The following is a 16,736-nucleotide window of genomic DNA, read 5'->3' as shown; positions in this document are numbered from 1 at the left end:
CAGCGGAACGGGAGCGCCCTTTACTCGGGTCGCGGAGGCACGACACTGGCCGAGAAGCGAGTGGCCCCACGGTCACTTTGCGGCGTACGGGAGGAAGTCCGCCCAGGCGGCGGGGGAGAGGGCGAGCCTGGGGCCCTCGGTGTTCTTGGAGTCGCGGACGTGGATGGTGCCGGGGGTGGTGGCTATTTCGAGGCAGGATTCGCCGTCGGTGCCGTCGCTGTAGCTGCTCTTGAACCACGCCAGTTCGGAGGCGTCCCCGGCGGGGGCCTTGCGGATCATGTTTCTCCCAGCAGTTTCTCGATGAAGGCCAGCGACTCCCGCGGTGGGAGAGCCTGCGCCCGGATGGTGCCATACCGCAGCTCAAGGATGCGCAGCTGTTTGGGCTCGGTGGTCGGCCGACCGTTGAACGCACCGTCGGAGCGCCCTACAGCCGTACCGTCCGGGAACTTGAGCAGCTCGATCTTGCCGTCCACCCCTGGATGCGCATCGGTGTTGGTCGGCATCACTTGGAGTCGCACATTCCATAACCGCCCTACTTCCAACAGGCGTTCGAGCTGCTGTCGCCACACCATTGTGCCCCCGACCTGACGGCGTAGCGGTGCCTCTTCCAGCACGAAGTGGAGGGACGGGGCCGGGTCCCGTGCGAAGACCGACTGCCGGGCCATACGGGCGGCCACCATGCGGTCCACATCGTCCGGCGAGTACGGCGGCTGCGCTGCCTCGATCAGGGCGCGGGCATGCTCCGCCGTCTGCAACAGCCCGCTGATGCTGTTGCAGACGTATAACCCGATCTCAACCGCCTGCGCCTCCAGCTTCCCCAGCTCCCGGACCTTCCTGGGGTACCGGACCCGCTTCACGTCCTCCCATGTCGCGGCGATGAGGCCGTCCGCGTCCAGCACCTCATCGGCTTTGCTCAGGTACTCCTGACGAGGAATCCGCTTCCCGCCCTCGACCTTGTAGACGAGGTCCTCGCTGTAGCCCACCGCCTCCGCGAACTTCGCGGCGCCCAGGCCCAACGCCTCGCGGCGCAGCCTCAGTTGGCGTCCGACTGTCGTGATCACGGCGACGCCCCACTCGTCGTCCGGATCGACCTCCCAACCCGGCTCGTCCGCCTCGGTCTTGAGCCCTTCCACGTCTGCGTCGACCGACATCCCACACCCCTCCGGCCTCACTCCGTTCCGTCATCGTATGCATCCACAGAGTCACCAACCCCGGGAATGACGAAATGGGGCGCCCCCCAGCCAGGGGCACCCCATCGTGTCGTACGGCTCAGATGCCGGCTGCCGCCGACAGGTCCCGCTTGATCGCGGTGAGGAGTTCACTCGCGCGGACGCGGGCCGCCGGCAGACCGGCGTGCTCGGCGACCGGCACGACGACCTCCAGATAGCACTTCAGCTTGGGCTCGGTGCCGCTGGGCCGGACGATGACACGGGCGCCGTCCAGCGTGTAGCGCAGGCCGTCCGTGGGCGGCAGCCTGTCGGTGCCCTGGGTGAGGTCCTCGGCCTTGGTGATGGCCAGGCCCGCCAGCTCGGTCGGCGGCTGCTCGCGCAGGCGGCGCATCGCGTCGGCGATGAGCGAGAGGTCCTGGACGCGCACCGACAGCTGGTCGGTGGCGTGCAGGCCGTGCTCCACGGCGAGGTCGTCGAGGAGGTCCAGGAGCGTACGGCCCTCCTCCTTCAGCACCGAGGCCAGCTCGGTGATCAGGAGCGCGGCGGTGATGCCGTCCTTGTCCCGTACGCCCTCGGGGTCCACGCAGTAGCCGAGGGCCTCCTCGTAGCCGTAGCGCAGGCCCTCGACGCGGGCGATCCACTTGAAGCCGGTCAGGGTCTCCTCGTACGGCAGCCCGGCCTTCTCGGCGATACGGCCGAGCAGGGAGGAGGAGACGATCGACTCGGCGAAGGTGCCCTGCGCGCCGCGCCGGACCAGGTGGGCGGCGAGCAGCGCGCCGACCTCGTCGCCGCGCAGCATCCGCCACTCGCCGCCGTCCTTGACGGCGACGGCACAGCGGTCGGCGTCGGGGTCGTTGGCGATGACGAGGTCCGGGTCGGTCGCACGGGCCTGGGCGAACGCCAGGTCCATCGCGCCCGGCTCCTCCGGGTTGGGGAAGGCGACCGTCGGGAAGTCCGGGTCCGGGTCGGCCTGCTCGGCGACCAGCACCGGCTCGGGGAAGCCGGCCCGGGCGAACGCGGCCAGCAGCACGTCCTTGCCGACGCCGTGCATCGCCGTGTAGACGGTGCGGGCGGTGCGCGGGGAGCCGGCGGACAGGACGGCGTCCGTACGGGCCAGGTAGGCCTCCAGGACGGTGTCGTCCAGGGTCTCCCAGCACCTCTCCGGGCGGGGCACGTCGTGCAGGGAGGCGATCGCGTCGATCTCGGCGGCGATCTCCGCGTCGGCGGGCGGGACGATCTGGGAGCCGTCGCCGAGGTAGACCTTGTAGCCGTTGTCCCGGGGCGGGTTGTGGCTGGCGGTGACCTCCACGCCCGCGACCGCGCCCAGGTGCCTTATCGCGAAGGCCAGGACGGGGGTGGGCAGGGGGCGGGGGAGCACGGCGGCACGCAGACCGGCGCCGGTCATCACCGCGGCGGTGTCCCGGGCGAAGTCGGCGGACTTGTGGCGGGCGTCGTAGCCGATGACGACGACGCCGTTGCCGTGACCGTTCTTCTTCAGGTACGCGGCGAGGCCCGCGGCGGCGCGGATGACGACGCTGCGGTTCATGCGCATGGGGCCGGCGCCGAGTTCGCCCCGCAGGCCGGCGGTGCCGAACTGCAGGGTGCCGCTGAAGCGGGCCGACAGTTCCGTCACGTCACCGGCCTCGATCAGCTTGGCCAGTTCGTCGCGAGTCTCCTGGTCGGGGTCCTCGGCGAGCCAAGCCTCGGCCCTGGCGATGAGATCGTCGTGCACGTCGTGGTCAACCTTTCGTTGGTCGTGCCCACCCGCCCACCTGACTCGGTGGGCCGGAAAGGTCGCTTACAGCCGGCCCAGCACCTGCGCCAGCAGCTGGCCCATCCGTGCCGCCGAGTCGCGGCCCGCCTGGAGAACCTCCTCGTGGTTGAGGGGCTCGCCGGTCATGCCGGCCGCGAGGTTGGTGACCAGGGAGATGCCGAGCACCTCGGCGCCCGCCTCGCGCGCGGCGATCGCTTCCAGGACCGTGGACATGCCGACCAGGTCCGCGCCGATGACACGGGCCATGCGGATCTCGGCCGGGGTCTCGTAGTGCGGGCCGGGGAACTGCGCGTAGACGCCCTCCTCCAGGGAGGCGTCGATCTCCTTGCACAGGGCGCGCAGGCGGGGGGAGTACAGGTCGGTCAGGTCGACGAAGTTGGCGCCGACGATCGGGGAGGTCGCCGTCAGGTTGATGTGGTCGCTGATCAGGACCGGCTGGCCGGGGCGCATGCCCTCGCGCAGACCGCCGCAGCCGTTGGTGAGGACCACGGTCTTGCAGCCCGCGGCCACGGCCGTACGGACGCCGTGCGCGACGGCGGCCACACCGCGGCCCTCGTAGTAGTGCGTGCGGCCCAGGAAGACCAGCGCGCGCTTGTCACCGAAGGCGTACGAGCGGATCTTGCCGCCGTGGCCCTCGACGGCCGGCGGCGGGAAGCCGGGCAGCTCGGTGACCTGGAACTCGGCCTCGGGGGCGCCGAGGGCGTCGACGGCCGGGGCCCAGCCGGAGCCCATCACGAGGGCGACGTCGTGGGTCTCGGCGCCGGTCAGTTCGCGCAGGCGCGCGGCGGCGGCGTCGGCGGCGGCGTAGGGGTCGCCCTGGATGTCGTCCGGAAGAAGAGATGCGTTCACGTGAACGAGAGTAACCGCTCTTCGCCTACGCGCGTAGATGACAGAGCTCACGGGATCGCGATCGTTGTCTTGTCGTTTCCGACAAGGACATCCGCCGGCAAGCCCGTCGCCAGGTCGGTCCACAGGTCCGTCAGCACGGACGCTTGCGCAGCTCCATCACGTAGTCGTGCGGTGCCCCCGCGGACTCGGCCGCGTCCGCGATCTCGCCGAGGTAGCGGGCCGAGGGCAGGCCGCCCTCGTAGCCGTTCAGGACGTACGTCCAGGCCGCTTCCTCGCCGTCCAGGGTGTGTACGCGGATCCGGACCCGGCGGTAGATGCCGAGGCCCACACCCTCCCACCGGTCGAGTGACTCCTCGTCCATGGGTGCGAGGTCGTACAGGCCGAGGAACACCTGCGCCCCGGGCGCCTCGACGATCGTCGCCAGCGCGCCTTCCCAGCCCAGCTGCTCGCCTCCGAACGTCAGCCGCCAGTCGTTCAGCCAGCCCGTGGCGCGCAGCGGGGAGTGCGGGGCGCGGCGGGACATCAGCCGCGCGTCGAGGTTGCCGGCGTATGCGGCATAGAGCGACATGGGGAGAGGGTACGGCAGCCGGAAACTCCCGCCCCACCGGTCTCACGGGCGCCCCCGGGCAGTGGCACCTTGAGGCGTGCGGGACAATGGGGTACGTGACTCGGATCGTGATCATCGGTGGCGGACCCGGCGGATACGAGGCGGCCCTGGTAGCCGCCCAGCTCGGTGCGGAGGTGACCGTCGTCGACTGCGACGGTCTGGGCGGAGCGTCGGTGCTGACCGACTGCGTGCCGTCGAAGACTCTGATCGCCACGGCCGAGGTGATGACCACCTTCGATTCGTCGTACGAGGAACTCGGCATCATCGTCGCCGACGACACCCCGCCGCTGGAGCAGGCGGCCCGGGTGGTCGGCGTGGACCTCGGCAAGGTCAACCGACGGGTGAAGCGGCTCGCGCTCGCCCAGTCCCACGACATCACCGCGTCCGTGACGCGCGCCGGCGCCCGGGTCATGCGCGGTCGCGGCCGGCTGGAGGGCATGCAGGCCCTCGACGGCTCCCGGAAGGTCGTCGTCACCGCCGCCGACGGCACCGAGGAGACCCTCACCGCCGACGCCGTGCTCATCGCCACCGGCGGTCACCCGCGCGAGCTGCCCGACGCCCAGCCCGACGGCGAGCGCATCCTCAACTGGACCCAGGTCTACGACCTCACCGAGCTGCCCGAAGAGCTGATCGTGGTCGGCTCCGGTGTGACCGGTGCCGAGTTCGCCGGTGCCTATCAGGCCCTGGGCTCCAAGGTCACCCTGGTCTCCTCCCGCGACCGCGTGCTGCCGGGCGAGGACCCGGACGCCGCCGCCGTCCTGGAGGACGTGTTCCGGCGCCGTGGCATGAACGTCATGGCCCGCTCCCGTGCGCAGGCCGCCAAGCGGGTCGGCGACCGGGTCGAGGTGACGCTGGCCGACGGGCGCGTCATCAGCGGCACGCACTGCCTCATGGCGGTCGGCGCCATCCCGAACAGCGCGGGGCTCGGCCTGGAGGAGGCCGGCGTGAAGCTGCGCGAGTCGGGCCACATCTGGACCGACAAGGTGTCGCGTACGACCGCGCCGGGCGTGTACGCCGCCGGTGACGTGACCGGTGTCTTCGCCCTCGCCTCGGTGGCGGCCATGCAGGGACGTATCGCCGTGTACCACTTCCTCGGCGAGACGGTGACCCCGCTGAACCTGAAGACGGTCTCGTCCAACGTCTTCACCGACCCCGAGATCGCCACCGTCGGCTACACGCAGGCCGACGTGGACGCGGGCAAGATCGACGCGCGCGTCGTCAAGCTCCCGCTGCTGCGCAACGCGCGCGCCAAGATGCAGGGCATCCGGGACGGCTTCGTCAAGATCTTCTGCCGGCCGGGCACCGGGATCGTCGTGGGCGGTGTCGTGGTGGCGCCGCGCGCCTCGGAACTCATCCACCCCATCTCGATCGCCGTCGACAACAATCTGACGGTCGAACAGATCGCGAACGCCTTCACCGTGTACCCCTCCCTTTCGGGGTCGATCGCGGAGGTCGCGCGGCAGCTCGCCACCCGCAAGGCGGCCGGCGAGGCCTGACGGGCCCGGCGCGAACTCCCCGCTGGTCACGGGGAGTTGCCGCGCGTGCGTGCGGCATGGTCGGGGCGGGCAGGTCCTATACCACTTCCCGCCCCACCGTGCGGTCATCTTCTGTTATTCGGCGCAAACTGCTGAAACCAGACGGTCGCCGGGGTTACTGTCAGTTTCGTGTTCGCTGCTGAACGTCGCCAATTGATCCTCGAAATGGTGCGAGCGAACGGAGCCGTGTCGCTCCGTGAGCTCGCCCGCGTCGTCCAGACCTCCGAAGTGACCGTACGGCGGGACGTGCGGGCACTGGAGGCAGAAGGACTCCTCGACCGCCGGCACGGCGGTGCGGTACTGCCGGGCGGGTTCACGCGGGAGTCCGGCTTTCCCCAGAAGTCACATCTCGCGACCGCCGAGAAGACGGCCATCGCCGATCTCGCCGCCGGCCTCGTCGAAGAGGGCGAGGCCATCGTGGTCGGGGCGGGGACCACCACGCAGGAGCTGGCCCGCCGGCTCGCGCGGGTGCCCGGGCTGACCGTCGTCACCAACTCCCTGCTGGTGGCCCAGGCGTTGGCCCATGCCAACCGGGTGGAGGTCGTGATGACCGGCGGCACCCTGCGCGGCTCCAACTACGCCCTCGTCGGCTCCGGCGCGGAGCAGTCCCTGCAGGGGCTGCGCGTGTCCAAGGCCTTCCTCTCGGGCAGCGGCCTGACCGCGGAACGCGGGCTGTCCACGTCCAACATGCTCTCGGCGTCCGTCGACCGGGCGCTGGTGCAGGCCGCCGCGGAGGTCGTCGTCCTCGCGGACCACACCAAGCTCGGTACGGACACGATGTTCCAGACGGTGCCGACGGATGTCATCACGCGGCTCGTGACCGACGAGCCTCCGGCCCACGACGACCGCGCCGCGACCGAACTCCAGGCCCTTGCGGATCAGGGGGTGCAGATCGCTGTGGCCGGGGCCGGATCCCTCCCGGGGGGTGAGCAGGGGGCTGCAGCGCGGCGTGCCGCCTCCCTGCCGGGGCCTCGGCGGGGACAGGTACCCGGGGGTGGACTGCGGGGGATGCTGGGGGAGCCGTCAGGTGGGGCTGAGCGGGGGCGCGTTGCCGACCTCCGGCGGCGCTGAGGTGCCTGATCGCGCCCCCAAGGGTGTTGCAGCCTGCCGGTGTTGAAAACGAAACGCCCGGCCGACCGTAGCGGTCCACCGGGCGTGTCGTAGAAGGTTCCGTCAGTCCTTGATCTCGCAGATCGCCGCGCCGGACGTGACCGATGCGCCGACCTCGGCGGTCAGGCCCTTGATGGTGCCCGCCTTGTGGGCGTTGAGGGGCTGCTCCATCTTCATGGCCTCCAGGACGACGACCAGCTCGCCCTCCTTGACCTCCTGGCCCTCCTCGACCGCGACCTTGACGATCGTGCCCTGCATCGGGGAGGCGAGGGTGTCGCCGGACGCCACCGGGCCGGACTTCTTGGCCGCGCGGCGCTTCGGCTTGGCGCCCGCCGCGAGGCCCGTGCGGGCCAGGCTCATGCCCAGGGAGGACGGGAGGGAGACCTCGAGGCGCTTGCCGCCGACCTCGACGACGACCGTCTCACGGCCCGTCTCCTCCTCCGCCTCGGCGTCGGCGGGAGCGGTGAACGGCTTGATCTCGTTGACGAACTCCGTCTCGATCCAGCGGGTGTGGACCGAGAAGGGGCCCTCGGAGCCGGTCAGCTCGGGGGCGAACGCCGGGTCCTTGACCACCGCGCGGTGGAAGGGGATCGCCGTGGCCATGCCCTCGACCTGGAACTCCTCCAGGGCGCGGGCGGCCCGCTCCAGGGCCTCCTTGCGGGTGCGGCCGGTGACGATCAGCTTGGCGAGCAGCGAGTCCCAGGCCGGGCCGATGACCGAGCCGGACTCCACGCCCGCGTCCAGGCGGACACCGGGGCCGGCCGGCGGGTCGAACCGCGTCACCGTGCCGGGGGCCGGGAGGAAGTTGCGGCCCGGGTCCTCGCCGTTGATGCGGAACTCGAAGGAGTGACCGCGCAGCGCCGGGTCGTCGTAGCCGAGTTCCTCGCCGTCGGCGATGCGGAACATCTCGCGGACCAGGTCGATGCCGGTGATCTCCTCGGTCACCGGGTGCTCCACCTGGAGACGCGTGTTGACCTCCAGGAAGGAGATCGTGCCGTCCTGGCCGACCAGGAACTCACAGGTGCCGGCGCCCTCGTAGCGGGCCTCTTTCAGGATGGCCTTGGAGGCGCGGTACAGCTCGGCGACCTGCTCGTCGTTCAGGAACGGCGCCGGCGCCTCCTCGACCAGCTTCTGGTGGCGGCGCTGCAGCGAGCAGTCACGGGTGGAGACGACGACCACGTTGCCGTGCTTGTCGGCGAGGCACTGGGTCTCCACGTGGCGCGGACGGTCCAGGTAACGCTCGACGAAGCACTCGCCACGACCGAAGGCGGCGACCGCCTCGCGCACCGCGGACTCGTAGAGCTCCGGGACCTCTTCGAGGGTCCGGGCGACCTTCAGGCCGCGGCCACCGCCACCGAAGGCGGCCTTGATGGCGATGGGCAGGCCGTGCTGCTCCGCGAAGGCGACGACCTCGTCGGCGCCGGAGACCGGGTCGGGCGTACCGGCGACGAGCGGGGCGCCCGCGCGCTGCGCGATGTGACGCGCGGCGACCTTGTCACCCAGGTCGCGGATGGCCTGCGGCGGCGGGCCGATCCAGATCAGGCCCGCATCCAGCACCGCCTGCGCGAAGTCGGCGTTCTCGGAGAGGAAGCCGTAGCCGGGGTGGATGGCGTCCGCGCCGGATTCGCGCGCGGCGTTCAGGACCTTCTCGATGTCCAGGTAACTGGTGGCCGGAGTGTCACCGCCCAGGGCGAACGCCTCATCCGCGGCCCGGACGTGCAGAGCGTCCCGGTCCGGGTCGGCGTAGACGGCCACGCTCGCGATACCGGCGTCCCGGCAGGCCCGGGCAACGCGGACAGCGATTTCGCCACGGTTGGCGATGAGCACCTTGCGCACGATTGAGGCTCCCTCCTTGAAACAAGCCGAGTTTAGGGACTGCCGACACGGCGCATCGACCCATCCCCAATGGTGAGCTTGCCCACACGGAGTGTGATTCGAGGCTCGCTCGACCTGCGAAATCCCTTGTCGTACCCCGGTACGCAGGACTCCTCCGGAAAACCCTAGCCCTGTCATGTGGCCAAGGTCTCTGTGAGAGCGTGCCGCGCCCCACTCTGTTTCTTTGTCGAGTCCCTACGAATGGCCCAACGATTCTTTGCTGCGGTACAGACCCTTGTCCCTGGGTTTACCCGTTAGTAGCGTTCGCGATGACTCGAACGTACTTCAGGTAACAGCAGCTCTGCTTGGGCTGAGGTCGAAAGTGGGTGGGGGCCGGTGGTGCGCAGACCGGTGGCGTTGGCCGTGGCGGTCGTCCTCTTGGCGGAGGCTCTCGGCATCGCCGCTCTGAACTGGTTCCTCGGAGTGGTCGTGGACCGGCAGAGGATGTCGCTGGCCGGCCTCGACCCCGACGTCATGTCGATGTCCTCGAAGGTCGGCGGAGTCGTCTTCGGCCTCTACTTCGCGCTGTGCGCCCTGGTGGCCGTGCTGGTCGCGATACGCGACCGCGCGCCCGCCGGCTTCGGGCGCATCCTGCTGATCAGCATGGCGGTGGTGCACGGCCTGCTCGGCGCGTTCGCCTGGGGCCTGGTCGGCTGGACGGCGTTCCTGTTCATGGTCGTCGTCCTCGGGCTGATCGTGCTGCTCCTGATGACGTACGACCGCGCGGCGGGCCCGGAACAGGCCGCCTCAGGCGGTGCCCCGGGCGCGGGCGGCGACCCGAAGGCCGAGACCGAGCCGGCCCCGCCGGCCGCGGCGCCTGGCGGGGCGGGCGAGCCGGAGGGCTGTACGGGTGAACCCCAGGACGGGGACGACGAGCCGCAGGACTCGGTCCCGTCCCAGGTCGTTCCCGCGCAGGTCACTCAGCTGGTGCCCACAACTCCGTGATGCCGATCCCCAGTTCGGCCAGCAGGCGCCGTACGAGGGGCAGGCTGATGCCGATCACGTTGCCGTGGTCGCCGTCGATGCCCTCGATGAACGGCGCCGAAAGGCCGTCCAGGGTGAACGCCCCGGCGACGTAGAGGGGTTCGCCGGAGGCCACGTACGCGGCGATCTCCTCGTCGGAGGGCTCGCCGAAGCGGACGACGGTGGAGGCGACCCCGGCGACGAACCGCTTGGCCGTCGTGTCCCAGATGCAGTGCCCCGTCTGGAGGATCCCCGCCCGCCCGCGCATCGACTTCCAGCGGGCGGTGGCCTCCTCGGCGTCGGCGGGCTTGCCGAGCGCCTGGCCCTCCAGCTCCAGCACGGAGTCGCAGCCGATCACCAGGGCGCCCTGCACCTCCGGCTTGGCCGCCACGACGGAGGCCTTCGCCTCGGCAAGGGCGAGCGCCAGCTCCGCCGGGGTGGGCGCGGTGACGGCGTCCTCGTCGACCCCGCTGACGATCACCTCGGGGGTGAGTCCGGCCTGCCGGAGCAGGCCCAGCCGGGCGGGGGACGCGGAGGCGAGGACGAGGCGCCTGCGGGGCTTAGCAGTCATGCGGCCAGGTTAGCGGTGTCGCTGCGCTACCTCAGGCCGATCACGATCATCGCCAGCACCATGGCCAGAGCCATGAGGAGGCCGAGCCGCCGCAGCATCTCCTGCATGTCGCGCAGTTCTTCGGGCGGCTCGTTCTCGGGGTCTGACCACAGCATCCCTCCAGCGTGGCCGGAGGGAGCCGCGAGTGCCTGAGTACCCGTACTCAGCTTGGCCAGTAAGTGCGCGTCCACGACGCCGGGCCCGGCTTCGGCAGGTGGGCCGCGGCGATGCGGGACGGGTCGGACCACGCGTCGCGCGGTCCTGTCGCGCCGGACGGCGTCACCGCTGCCGCCGCGGCGCGGGCGCGGACCACCGCCAGGGCGGCGGCCAGCTCCTCCGGAGTGGGATTGCCTCGTACGACCTTGATCGTCATGACGGCTTTCTCCTCGATCCTCTCGATCGGCCGGGGCCAGGGCTAGAGCGGGATGTTGCCGTGCTTCTTCGGGGGCAGGGATTCCCGCTTGGTGCGCAGCTGACGCAGGCCGCGGACGATGTGGGAGCGGGTGTCGGACGGCATGATCACCGCGTCGATGTAACCGCGCTCAGCCGCCACGTACGGGTTGAGGAGAGTGTCCTCGTACTCCCGAATCAGCCGGGCGCGCACGGCCTCCACGTCCTCCCCGCTCGCCTCCGCCTCGGCGAGGGTCCGGCGGTGCAGGATGTTGACGGCGCCCTGCGCGCCCATGACGGCGATCTGGGCGGTCGGCCAGGCCAGGTTGAGGTCCGCGCCCAGGTGCTTGGAGCCCATGACGTCGTAGGCGCCGCCGAAGGCCTTGCGGGTGATGACCGTGATCAGCGGGACCGTCGCCTCGGCGTAGGCGTAGATCAGCTTGGCGCCGCGCCGGATGATGCCGGTGTGCTCCTGGTCGACGCCGGGCAGGAAGCCGGGCACGTCGACGAAGGTGATCACCGGGATGTTGAAGGCGTCGCAGGTGCGCACGAAGCGCGCGGCCTTCTCGGACGCGTCGATGTCCAGGCAGCCCGCGAACTGCATGGGCTGGTTGGCGACGACACCCACCGGGTGGCCCTCGACCCGCCCGAAACCGGTGAGGATGTTCGGCGCGAACAGGGCCTGCGTCTCGAAGAACTCGGAGTCGTCCAGGATGTGTTCGATGACCGAGTGCATGTCGTACGGCTGGTTCGCGCTGTCCGGGACCAGCGTGTCCAGCTCGCGGTCCTCGTCGCTGGGGGAGAGGTCCGCCTCCTCCGGGAACACCGGGGCCTCGGAGAGGTTGTTGGACGGCAGGTACGACAGCAGCTGCTTGACGTACTCGATGGCGTCCTTCTCGTCGCCCGCCATGTGATGGGCCACACCCGAGGTGCTGTTGTGGGTGCGGGCGCCGCCCAGCTCCTCGAAGCCGACGTCCTCGCCGGTGACGGTCTTGATGACGTCGGGCCCGGTGATGAACATGTGCGAGGTCTGGTCGACCATGACCGTGAAGTCGGTGATCGCGGGGGAGTACACCGCACCGCCCGCACAGGGTCCGACGACCAGGCTGATCTGCGGGATCACACCGGAGGCGTGCGTGTTGCGGCGGAAGATCTCGCCGTAGGCACCGAGGGAGGCGACACCCTCCTGGATGCGGGCGCCCCCGGAGTCGTTGATGCCGATGACCGGGCAGCCGGTCTTCAGCGCGAAGTCCATGACCTTGACGATCTTCTGGCCGTAGATCTCGCCGAGGGCACCGCCGAAGACGGTGAAGTCCTGCGAGAACACGGCGACGGGCCGCCCGTCGACGGTCCCGTACCCGGTGACGACGCCGTCACCGTACGGGCGGTTCTTCTCCAGCCCGAAGTTGGTGGAGCGGTGCTGCGCGAACGCGTCCAGCTCGACGAACGACCCTTCGTCGAGCAGCAGCTCGATCCGCTCACGGGCCGTCAGTTTGCCCTTGGCATGCTGCTTTTCTACGGCGCGTTCCGAGCCGGCGTGCGTCGCCTCGTGGTTACGGCGCTCCAGATCCGCGAGCTTGCCCGCGGTCGTGTGAATGTCGATCTGTACCGGCTCGGACATCGGGATCGCGGCTCCCTGCCTGCTCAAATGGGGGAACGGTTACTCAGCCGTAGAGTAGTGGCGCGCCTGCCGGTCAGCAGTGCGGCGTTTCCCACACCTAGGGTGACTTGCATGACGCCGCACAATGCAGCAGACGACAACCGTTGGTCCGATCTGGACCGCCCTCCGCTGAATGCCACGGCACTGCGCCGGGGCCTGCTGCGGGAGGGGGGCCTGTGGTCGCAGCTCGACGTGGTTTTGCGTACCGGCTCCACCAACTCCGACCTGGTGGCCCGCGCCAAGGCCGGTGAGGCGGGCGAGGGTGCGGTCCTGGTCGCCGAGGAGCAGACCGCCGGGCGGGGCCGGCTGGACCGCCAGTGGACGGCACCGGCCCGCTCGGGCCTGTTCTTCTCCGTCCTGCTGAAGCCGGCCGAGGTGCCGGTGGCCCGCTGGGGCTGGCTGCCGCTGCTCACCGGCGTCGCGGTGGCGACGGGCCTGTCCCGGGCTGCCGGGGTCGACACGGCACTCAAGTGGCCCAACGACCTGCTCGTGACCGTCGGCGGCGAGGAACGCAAGGCCGGCGGCATCCTCGCCGAGCGGGCCGGGGAGGACGGCGTCGTCGTCGGCGTCGGCATCAACGTCACCCTGCGCGCGGAGGAACTGCCCGTACCGCAGGCGGGCTCGCTGGTGCTGGCCGACGCGGTGAGCACGGACCGGGACCCGCTGCTCCGGGCGATGCTGCGCGAACTGGAGACCTGGTACGGCCGCTGGCGCGCGGCGGGCGGCGACCCGGCCGCGAGCGGCCTCCAGGAGACGTACGCGGCGGGCTGCGCCACGCTCGGCCGCTCCGTACGGGCCGAGCTGCCGGGGGGCCGGGCGGTCGTCGGGGAGGCGGTCGCGATCGACAGTGACGGGCGGCTGGTCATCGCCACGGCGGACGGGCTGCAGGAGCCGGTGGGTGCGGGCGACATCGTCCACCTGCGCCCGGCGTGAGCGCACCCCCTAGGCCCTGTCGTCACATTCCCGCCTGCCCTGCGACGCCTGGCACGCACGCTCGCCGCGTTGCCGGAGCGCCCACGTGACTCCTCCCCCACGCTCGAACACGCTCGCGCGGGGGGACCCCCATCGAGGGCGCTCCGGCGCCTTGCGATCGCACGCACCAGACGCCGCAGTGCCCGCCCTTCGGGCGGACGACGGGAATGTGACGACAGGACCTAGCGACCCTCGTGGGCGCGCTCGTGCGACCGGCGTGCGCCCAGCGTGTGACTCTCGTGAGCCGCCCTTTGCGACCGGTGCGCGCGGCCCCTCGCGGCCGGCGCGAGTGCGGCTTGCGAGCTGCGTGACCGGCCCTTCGGCCCAGATGAGTGCACCTGAGGCAACGCTCGCCTCCCGGGAGTGAGCTAACCCACACCTGCCGTAGAGTTGAGGCCGGTCGATACGTGACCGCGGCAGATCGGAAGGGCAGCAGGCGTGACCGTCGACGACACGGGCTCCGGCGCGGGCGCGGACGCCGCCGACACCGGCGAGGACCCGCTGGCCCTGCGTCTCGAACAGCTCATCCTGGGCGCCGAGCGGCGCTACACGCCTTTCCAGGCTGCGCGCAGCGCCGGCGTCTCCATGGAGCTGGCCTCGCGGTTCTGGCGGGCCATGGGCTTCGCGGACATAGGCCAGGCCAAGGCCCTCACCGAGGCCGACGTACTGGCCCTGCGCCGGCTCGCCGGCCTGGTCGAGGCGGGCCTGCTGAGCGAGGCCATGGCGGTGCAGGTGGCCCGGTCCACGGGGCAGACCACCGCCCGGTTGGCCGAATGGCAGATCGATTCCTTCCTGGAGGGCCTGACCGAGCCGCCCGAGCCCGGCATGACCCGCACGGAGGTCACGTACCCGCTGGTCGAGCTGCTCCTGCCCGAGCTGGAGGAGTTCCTCGTCTACGTCTGGCGCCGTCAGCTCGCCGCCGCGACCGGGCGGGTCGTCCAGGCCGGGGACGACGAGGAGATGGTGGACCGGCGGCTCGTCGTCGGCTTCGCCGACCTCGTCGGGTTCACCCGGCTGACCCGCCGGATGGAGGAGGAGGAACTCGGCGAGCTGGTCGAGGCCTTCGAGACCACCGCCGCCGACCTGGTGGCCGCGCGAGGCGGCCGGCTCATCAAGACCCTCGGCGACGAGGTGCTGTACTCCGCGGACGACGCGGGGACGGCCGCGGACATCGCGCTGCGGCTGGTCGAGACGATGGCCAACGACGAGACGATGCCGGAACTGCGCGTCGGCATGGCCTTCGGCACGGTGACCACCCGGATGGGCGATGTCTTCGGTACGACGGTGAACCTGGCCTCCCGCCTGACGTCCATAGCCCCGCGCGACGCCGTCCTCGTCGACAGCGCCTTCGCCGAGGAGCTGATCCGCACCGGTGAGGCGCCCGCCTCGGAGGCGGAGGCGGCCGAGGCGGCGGCAGCCGCGGAGAAGGAGGGCGAGGAGCCGCCGACGTACCGCTTCGCACTCCAGCCGATGTGGCAGCGCCCGGTCCGTGGCCTCGGCGTGGTGGAACCGTGGCTGCTGGCGCGCCGTGAGGCGCAGCCGTAGACGCCCGCTACCTCTGCTGTTTCTCCGCGCTTCCCGACAGGTCCAGGTCCACGCACAGCCCGAGCACCGGCAGACACACGGGGCCCGGGTCGGGCGCGGCCGTGCTGTGACTCGGGGCCGGGGTGGGCGTCGGTGTGGCGGAGGAAGTCGTCGGGGCCGGGCGCGGGGCGGACGTCGTCGCCGCAGGCCGCGGTGTGGTCCTCGGCGCGGGCTGGGCCGGGGTCGGGACGGTGGTCGGTCCGGCGCTGCCGGCGGGTGCTGCCGTGGGCGCGGCGCCGGGCGCGGTCGGCGTGCTGCCCGGGGACGCCGGTACGGCGCTCACGCCGCCCATGACGGAGGTCGCGGAGGGCACGGCCGAGGGGTCGGCGGCGACGGTGGCGACGGGCTTCGCCGAGCCGTCCGTGGCCCCGGCGTCCGGCCCGAGCCGCGGTTCGGCCTCCGCGGTGCCGGGGGCGCCGACCCCGGACTCCGGCGAGACCCGCACGAGGCTGAGCACGCCCGCGGCCAGGGCGAGCCCCCCGGCGGCGAGCAGCAGCTTGCGGGGCGGGGGCTTGCGGTGCCGCCCGCGTCGTATGTCGGACTCGGTCGTGGACGGTGCACCTGTGCGTATCGGTGTCATGGTTCCCTCCCCGCCGCGCGCCGGGGGCGCGTCATGGCGCAGCGCACGCTATGCGGTGCCGTGGGCGGTGTGGGGTGAGAAGGGCGGGATGTCACTCGAACGGGCGTAGGGGCGGCGACAGGGGCGGCTCTTCCGCGGGGCGGGGTACGGCTGCGATGATCAGGCCGACAGTGAGTTAACCCGCGTTAACCGGAGGGTGTCATGAGCGAGGAGCGGTTCGGGGAGTTCGTGCTGGTGCGGCGGCACGGACACGTGGCAGAGCTGGTGCTGGACCGGCCCAAGGCCATGAACGCCGTCTCGACGGAGATGGCCCGCTCCATCGCGGGCGCGTGCGCGGCGCTGGCCGCCGACCGGGACGCGCGGGTCGTCGTCCTGACCTCGTCGCACGAGCGGGCCTTCTGTGTCGGCGCGGACCTGAAGGAGCGGAACTCCTTCAGCGACGCGGACCTGGTGCGGCAGCGGCCGGTCGCCCGCGGTGCGTACACCGGGGTGCTGGAGCTGCCGATGCCGACGATCGCGGCCGTGCACGGCTTCGCGCTGGGCGGCGGCTTCGAACTGGCCCTGTCCTGCGACCTGATCGTGGCCGACCGTACGGCCGTGGTGGGGCTGCCGGAGGTGTCCGTGGGCGTGATTCCGGGCGGCGGCGGTACGCAGCTGCTGCCGCGGCGGGTCGGCGCGGCGCGTGCGGCCGAGCTGATCTTCTCGGCGCGGCGGCTGGAGGCCGAGGAGGCGCGCGAGCTGGGCCTGGTGGACCAGTTGGTGGAGGCGGGCCGGGACCGCGAGGAGGCGCTGGCGCTGGGTGAGCGGATCGCCGGGAACTCCCCGGTGGGCCTGCGTGCGGCCAAGCGGGCGCTGCGGCTGGGGCACGGGCTGGACCTGCGGGCCGGCCTCGAGGTCGAGGACGCGGCGTGGCGCTCGGTGGCGTTCTCGGGGGACCGGGCGGAAGGCGTGGCGGCGTTCAACGAGAAGCGGAAGCCGCAGTGGCCGGGGGAGTAGGGCTGCCCTGCGGCACGACTGCCCGCAGCTGCACATCAATGCACCCGTTTGTCTGATTTACT

At 71.4% G+C, this 16,736-nt stretch carries 17 protein-coding genes; 6 read left to right on the top strand and 11 right to left on the bottom strand.

The window, feature by feature from the left end; translation table 11 throughout:
- Positions 1 to 72: 72 nt before the first annotated feature.
- The 5 genes from ACWD3E_RS23400 to ACWD3E_RS23380 all read right to left on the bottom strand — a co-directional run bounded on the left by ACWD3E_RS23400 (position 73) and on the right by ACWD3E_RS23380 (position 4,360).
- Complete coding sequence (locus ACWD3E_RS23400) at positions 73 to 279, bottom strand: DUF397 domain-containing protein (protein WP_451389492.1); 207 nt, start codon at positions 277 to 279, stop codon at positions 73 to 75.
- Entirely contained in the window at positions 276 to 1,151 is an 876-nt protein-coding gene (locus ACWD3E_RS23395) for a helix-turn-helix domain-containing protein (protein ID WP_451389491.1), read from the bottom strand. Before ACWD3E_RS23395 ends, ACWD3E_RS23400 begins: the two co-directional genes overlap by 4 nt.
- 118 nt (positions 1,152 to 1,269) lie before the next feature.
- On the bottom strand, positions 1,270 to 2,901 hold the full coding sequence (locus tag ACWD3E_RS23390; RefSeq protein ID WP_451389490.1) for a phospho-sugar mutase: 1,632 nt from the start codon (positions 2,899 to 2,901) through the stop codon (positions 1,270 to 1,272).
- 66 nt (positions 2,902 to 2,967) lie between these two features.
- Complete coding sequence (locus tag ACWD3E_RS23385) at positions 2,968 to 3,792, bottom strand: purine-nucleoside phosphorylase (protein WP_451389489.1); 825 nt, start codon at positions 3,790 to 3,792, stop codon at positions 2,968 to 2,970.
- Between the two features lie 130 nt (positions 3,793 to 3,922).
- Entirely contained in the window at positions 3,923 to 4,360 is a 438-nt protein-coding gene (locus ACWD3E_RS23380) for a gamma-glutamylcyclotransferase (protein ID WP_451352434.1), read from the bottom strand.
- Positions 4,361 to 4,446: 86 nt separating this feature from the next.
- Between ACWD3E_RS23380 and ACWD3E_RS23375 the strand changes: the two genes are divergently transcribed.
- Positions 4,447 to 5,895 (top strand): NAD(P)H-quinone dehydrogenase, encoded by a 1,449-nt coding sequence (locus ACWD3E_RS23375; RefSeq protein ID WP_451389488.1) that lies wholly within the window; start codon positions 4,447 to 4,449, stop codon positions 5,893 to 5,895.
- A gap of 168 nt (positions 5,896 to 6,063) precedes the next feature.
- On the top strand, positions 6,064 to 7,005 hold the full coding sequence (locus ACWD3E_RS23370) for a DeoR/GlpR family DNA-binding transcription regulator (RefSeq protein ID WP_451389487.1): 942 nt from the start codon (positions 6,064 to 6,066) through the stop codon (positions 7,003 to 7,005).
- A 102-nt stretch (positions 7,006 to 7,107) separates the two neighbouring features.
- Here the strand turns inward: ACWD3E_RS23370 and ACWD3E_RS23365 are convergent, their stop codons facing one another.
- On the bottom strand, positions 7,108 to 8,880 hold the full coding sequence (locus tag ACWD3E_RS23365; RefSeq protein WP_451389486.1) for an acetyl/propionyl/methylcrotonyl-CoA carboxylase subunit alpha: 1,773 nt from the start codon (positions 8,878 to 8,880) through the stop codon (positions 7,108 to 7,110).
- A 375-nt stretch (positions 8,881 to 9,255) separates the two neighbouring features.
- On the opposite strand from ACWD3E_RS23365, the gene ACWD3E_RS23360 reads away from it, so the two are divergent.
- Complete coding sequence (locus tag ACWD3E_RS23360) at positions 9,256 to 9,864, top strand: hypothetical protein (protein WP_451389485.1); 609 nt, start codon at positions 9,256 to 9,258, stop codon at positions 9,862 to 9,864.
- Here ACWD3E_RS23360 and ACWD3E_RS23355 read toward each other — a convergent pair.
- Genes ACWD3E_RS23355 through ACWD3E_RS23340 form a run of 4 tightly spaced genes read right to left on the bottom strand, consistent with a single transcriptional unit; the run spans position 9,836 to position 12,503 of the window.
- Entirely contained in the window at positions 9,836 to 10,453 is a 618-nt protein-coding gene (locus ACWD3E_RS23355; protein WP_451389484.1) for a Maf family protein, read from the bottom strand. The genes ACWD3E_RS23360 and ACWD3E_RS23355 overlap by 29 nt on opposite strands.
- A 26-nt stretch (positions 10,454 to 10,479) precedes the next feature.
- Positions 10,480 to 10,608, bottom strand: a complete 129-nt coding sequence (gene mmpB, locus ACWD3E_RS23350) for a morphogenic membrane protein MmpB (protein ID WP_451389483.1) — start codon at positions 10,606 to 10,608, stop codon at positions 10,480 to 10,482.
- Between the two features lie 47 nt (positions 10,609 to 10,655).
- Positions 10,656 to 10,865, bottom strand: coding sequence for an acyl-CoA carboxylase epsilon subunit (locus ACWD3E_RS23345; RefSeq protein ID WP_451352427.1), 210 nt, complete (start codon positions 10,863 to 10,865; stop codon positions 10,656 to 10,658).
- A gap of 42 nt (positions 10,866 to 10,907) precedes the next feature.
- On the bottom strand, positions 10,908 to 12,503 hold the full coding sequence (locus tag ACWD3E_RS23340; protein WP_451389482.1) for an acyl-CoA carboxylase subunit beta: 1,596 nt from the start codon (positions 12,501 to 12,503) through the stop codon (positions 10,908 to 10,910).
- A 111-nt stretch (positions 12,504 to 12,614) separates the two neighbouring features.
- Between ACWD3E_RS23340 and ACWD3E_RS23335 the strand changes: the two genes are divergently transcribed.
- Together ACWD3E_RS23335 and ACWD3E_RS23330 are read left to right on the top strand one after the other, a co-directional pair.
- Positions 12,615 to 13,475, top strand: coding sequence for a biotin--[acetyl-CoA-carboxylase] ligase (locus ACWD3E_RS23335; RefSeq protein WP_451389481.1), 861 nt, complete (start codon positions 12,615 to 12,617; stop codon positions 13,473 to 13,475).
- A gap of 477 nt (positions 13,476 to 13,952) precedes the next feature.
- On the top strand, positions 13,953 to 15,059 hold the full coding sequence (locus ACWD3E_RS23330; protein WP_451389480.1) for an adenylate/guanylate cyclase domain-containing protein: 1,107 nt from the start codon (positions 13,953 to 13,955) through the stop codon (positions 15,057 to 15,059).
- A 7-nt stretch (positions 15,060 to 15,066) separates the two neighbouring features.
- Here ACWD3E_RS23330 and ACWD3E_RS23325 read toward each other — a convergent pair whose 3' ends face one another.
- Positions 15,067 to 15,678 (bottom strand): hypothetical protein, encoded by a 612-nt coding sequence (locus ACWD3E_RS23325; protein ID WP_451389479.1) that lies wholly within the window; start codon positions 15,676 to 15,678, stop codon positions 15,067 to 15,069.
- A 201-nt stretch (positions 15,679 to 15,879) separates the two neighbouring features.
- On the opposite strand from ACWD3E_RS23325, the gene ACWD3E_RS23320 reads away from it, so the two are divergent.
- A complete protein-coding gene (locus ACWD3E_RS23320; RefSeq protein WP_451389478.1) occupies positions 15,880 to 16,674 on the top strand; it encodes an enoyl-CoA hydratase/isomerase family protein in 795 nt (264 codons plus the stop codon).
- Positions 16,675 to 16,736 lie beyond the last annotated feature (62 nt).

Source organism: Streptomyces sp. NPDC002676 (assembly GCF_053592455.1).
This window is presented reverse-complemented; position numbering and strand designations above follow the sequence as displayed.

Coding starts and splice junctions, on each gene's coding strand:
- ACWD3E_RS23400 (WP_451389492.1), bottom strand. CDS start 279: ATGATCCGCAAGGCCCCCGCCGGGGACGCCTCCGAACTGGCGTGGTTC.
- ACWD3E_RS23395 (WP_451389491.1), bottom strand. CDS start 1,151: ATGTCGGTCGACGCAGACGTGGAAGGGCTCAAGACCGAGGCGGACGAG.
- ACWD3E_RS23380 (WP_451352434.1), bottom strand. CDS start 4,360: ATGTCGCTCTATGCCGCATACGCCGGCAACCTCGACGCGCGGCTGATG.
- ACWD3E_RS23375 (WP_451389488.1), top strand. CDS start 4,447: ATGGGGTACGTGACTCGGATCGTGATCATCGGTGGCGGACCCGGCGGA.
- ACWD3E_RS23355 (WP_451389484.1), bottom strand. CDS start 10,453: ATGACTGCTAAGCCCCGCAGGCGCCTCGTCCTCGCCTCCGCGTCCCCC.
- mmpB (WP_451389483.1), bottom strand. CDS start 10,608: ATGCTGTGGTCAGACCCCGAGAACGAGCCGCCCGAAGAACTGCGCGAC.
- ACWD3E_RS23345 (WP_451352427.1), bottom strand. CDS start 10,865: ATGACGATCAAGGTCGTACGAGGCAATCCCACTCCGGAGGAGCTGGCC.
- ACWD3E_RS23340 (WP_451389482.1), bottom strand. CDS start 12,503: ATGTCCGAGCCGGTACAGATCGACATTCACACGACCGCGGGCAAGCTC.
- ACWD3E_RS23335 (WP_451389481.1), top strand. CDS start 12,615: ATGACGCCGCACAATGCAGCAGACGACAACCGTTGGTCCGATCTGGAC.
- ACWD3E_RS23325 (WP_451389479.1), bottom strand. CDS start 15,678: ATGACACCGATACGCACAGGTGCACCGTCCACGACCGAGTCCGACATA.
- ACWD3E_RS23320 (WP_451389478.1), top strand. CDS start 15,880: ATGAGCGAGGAGCGGTTCGGGGAGTTCGTGCTGGTGCGGCGGCACGGA.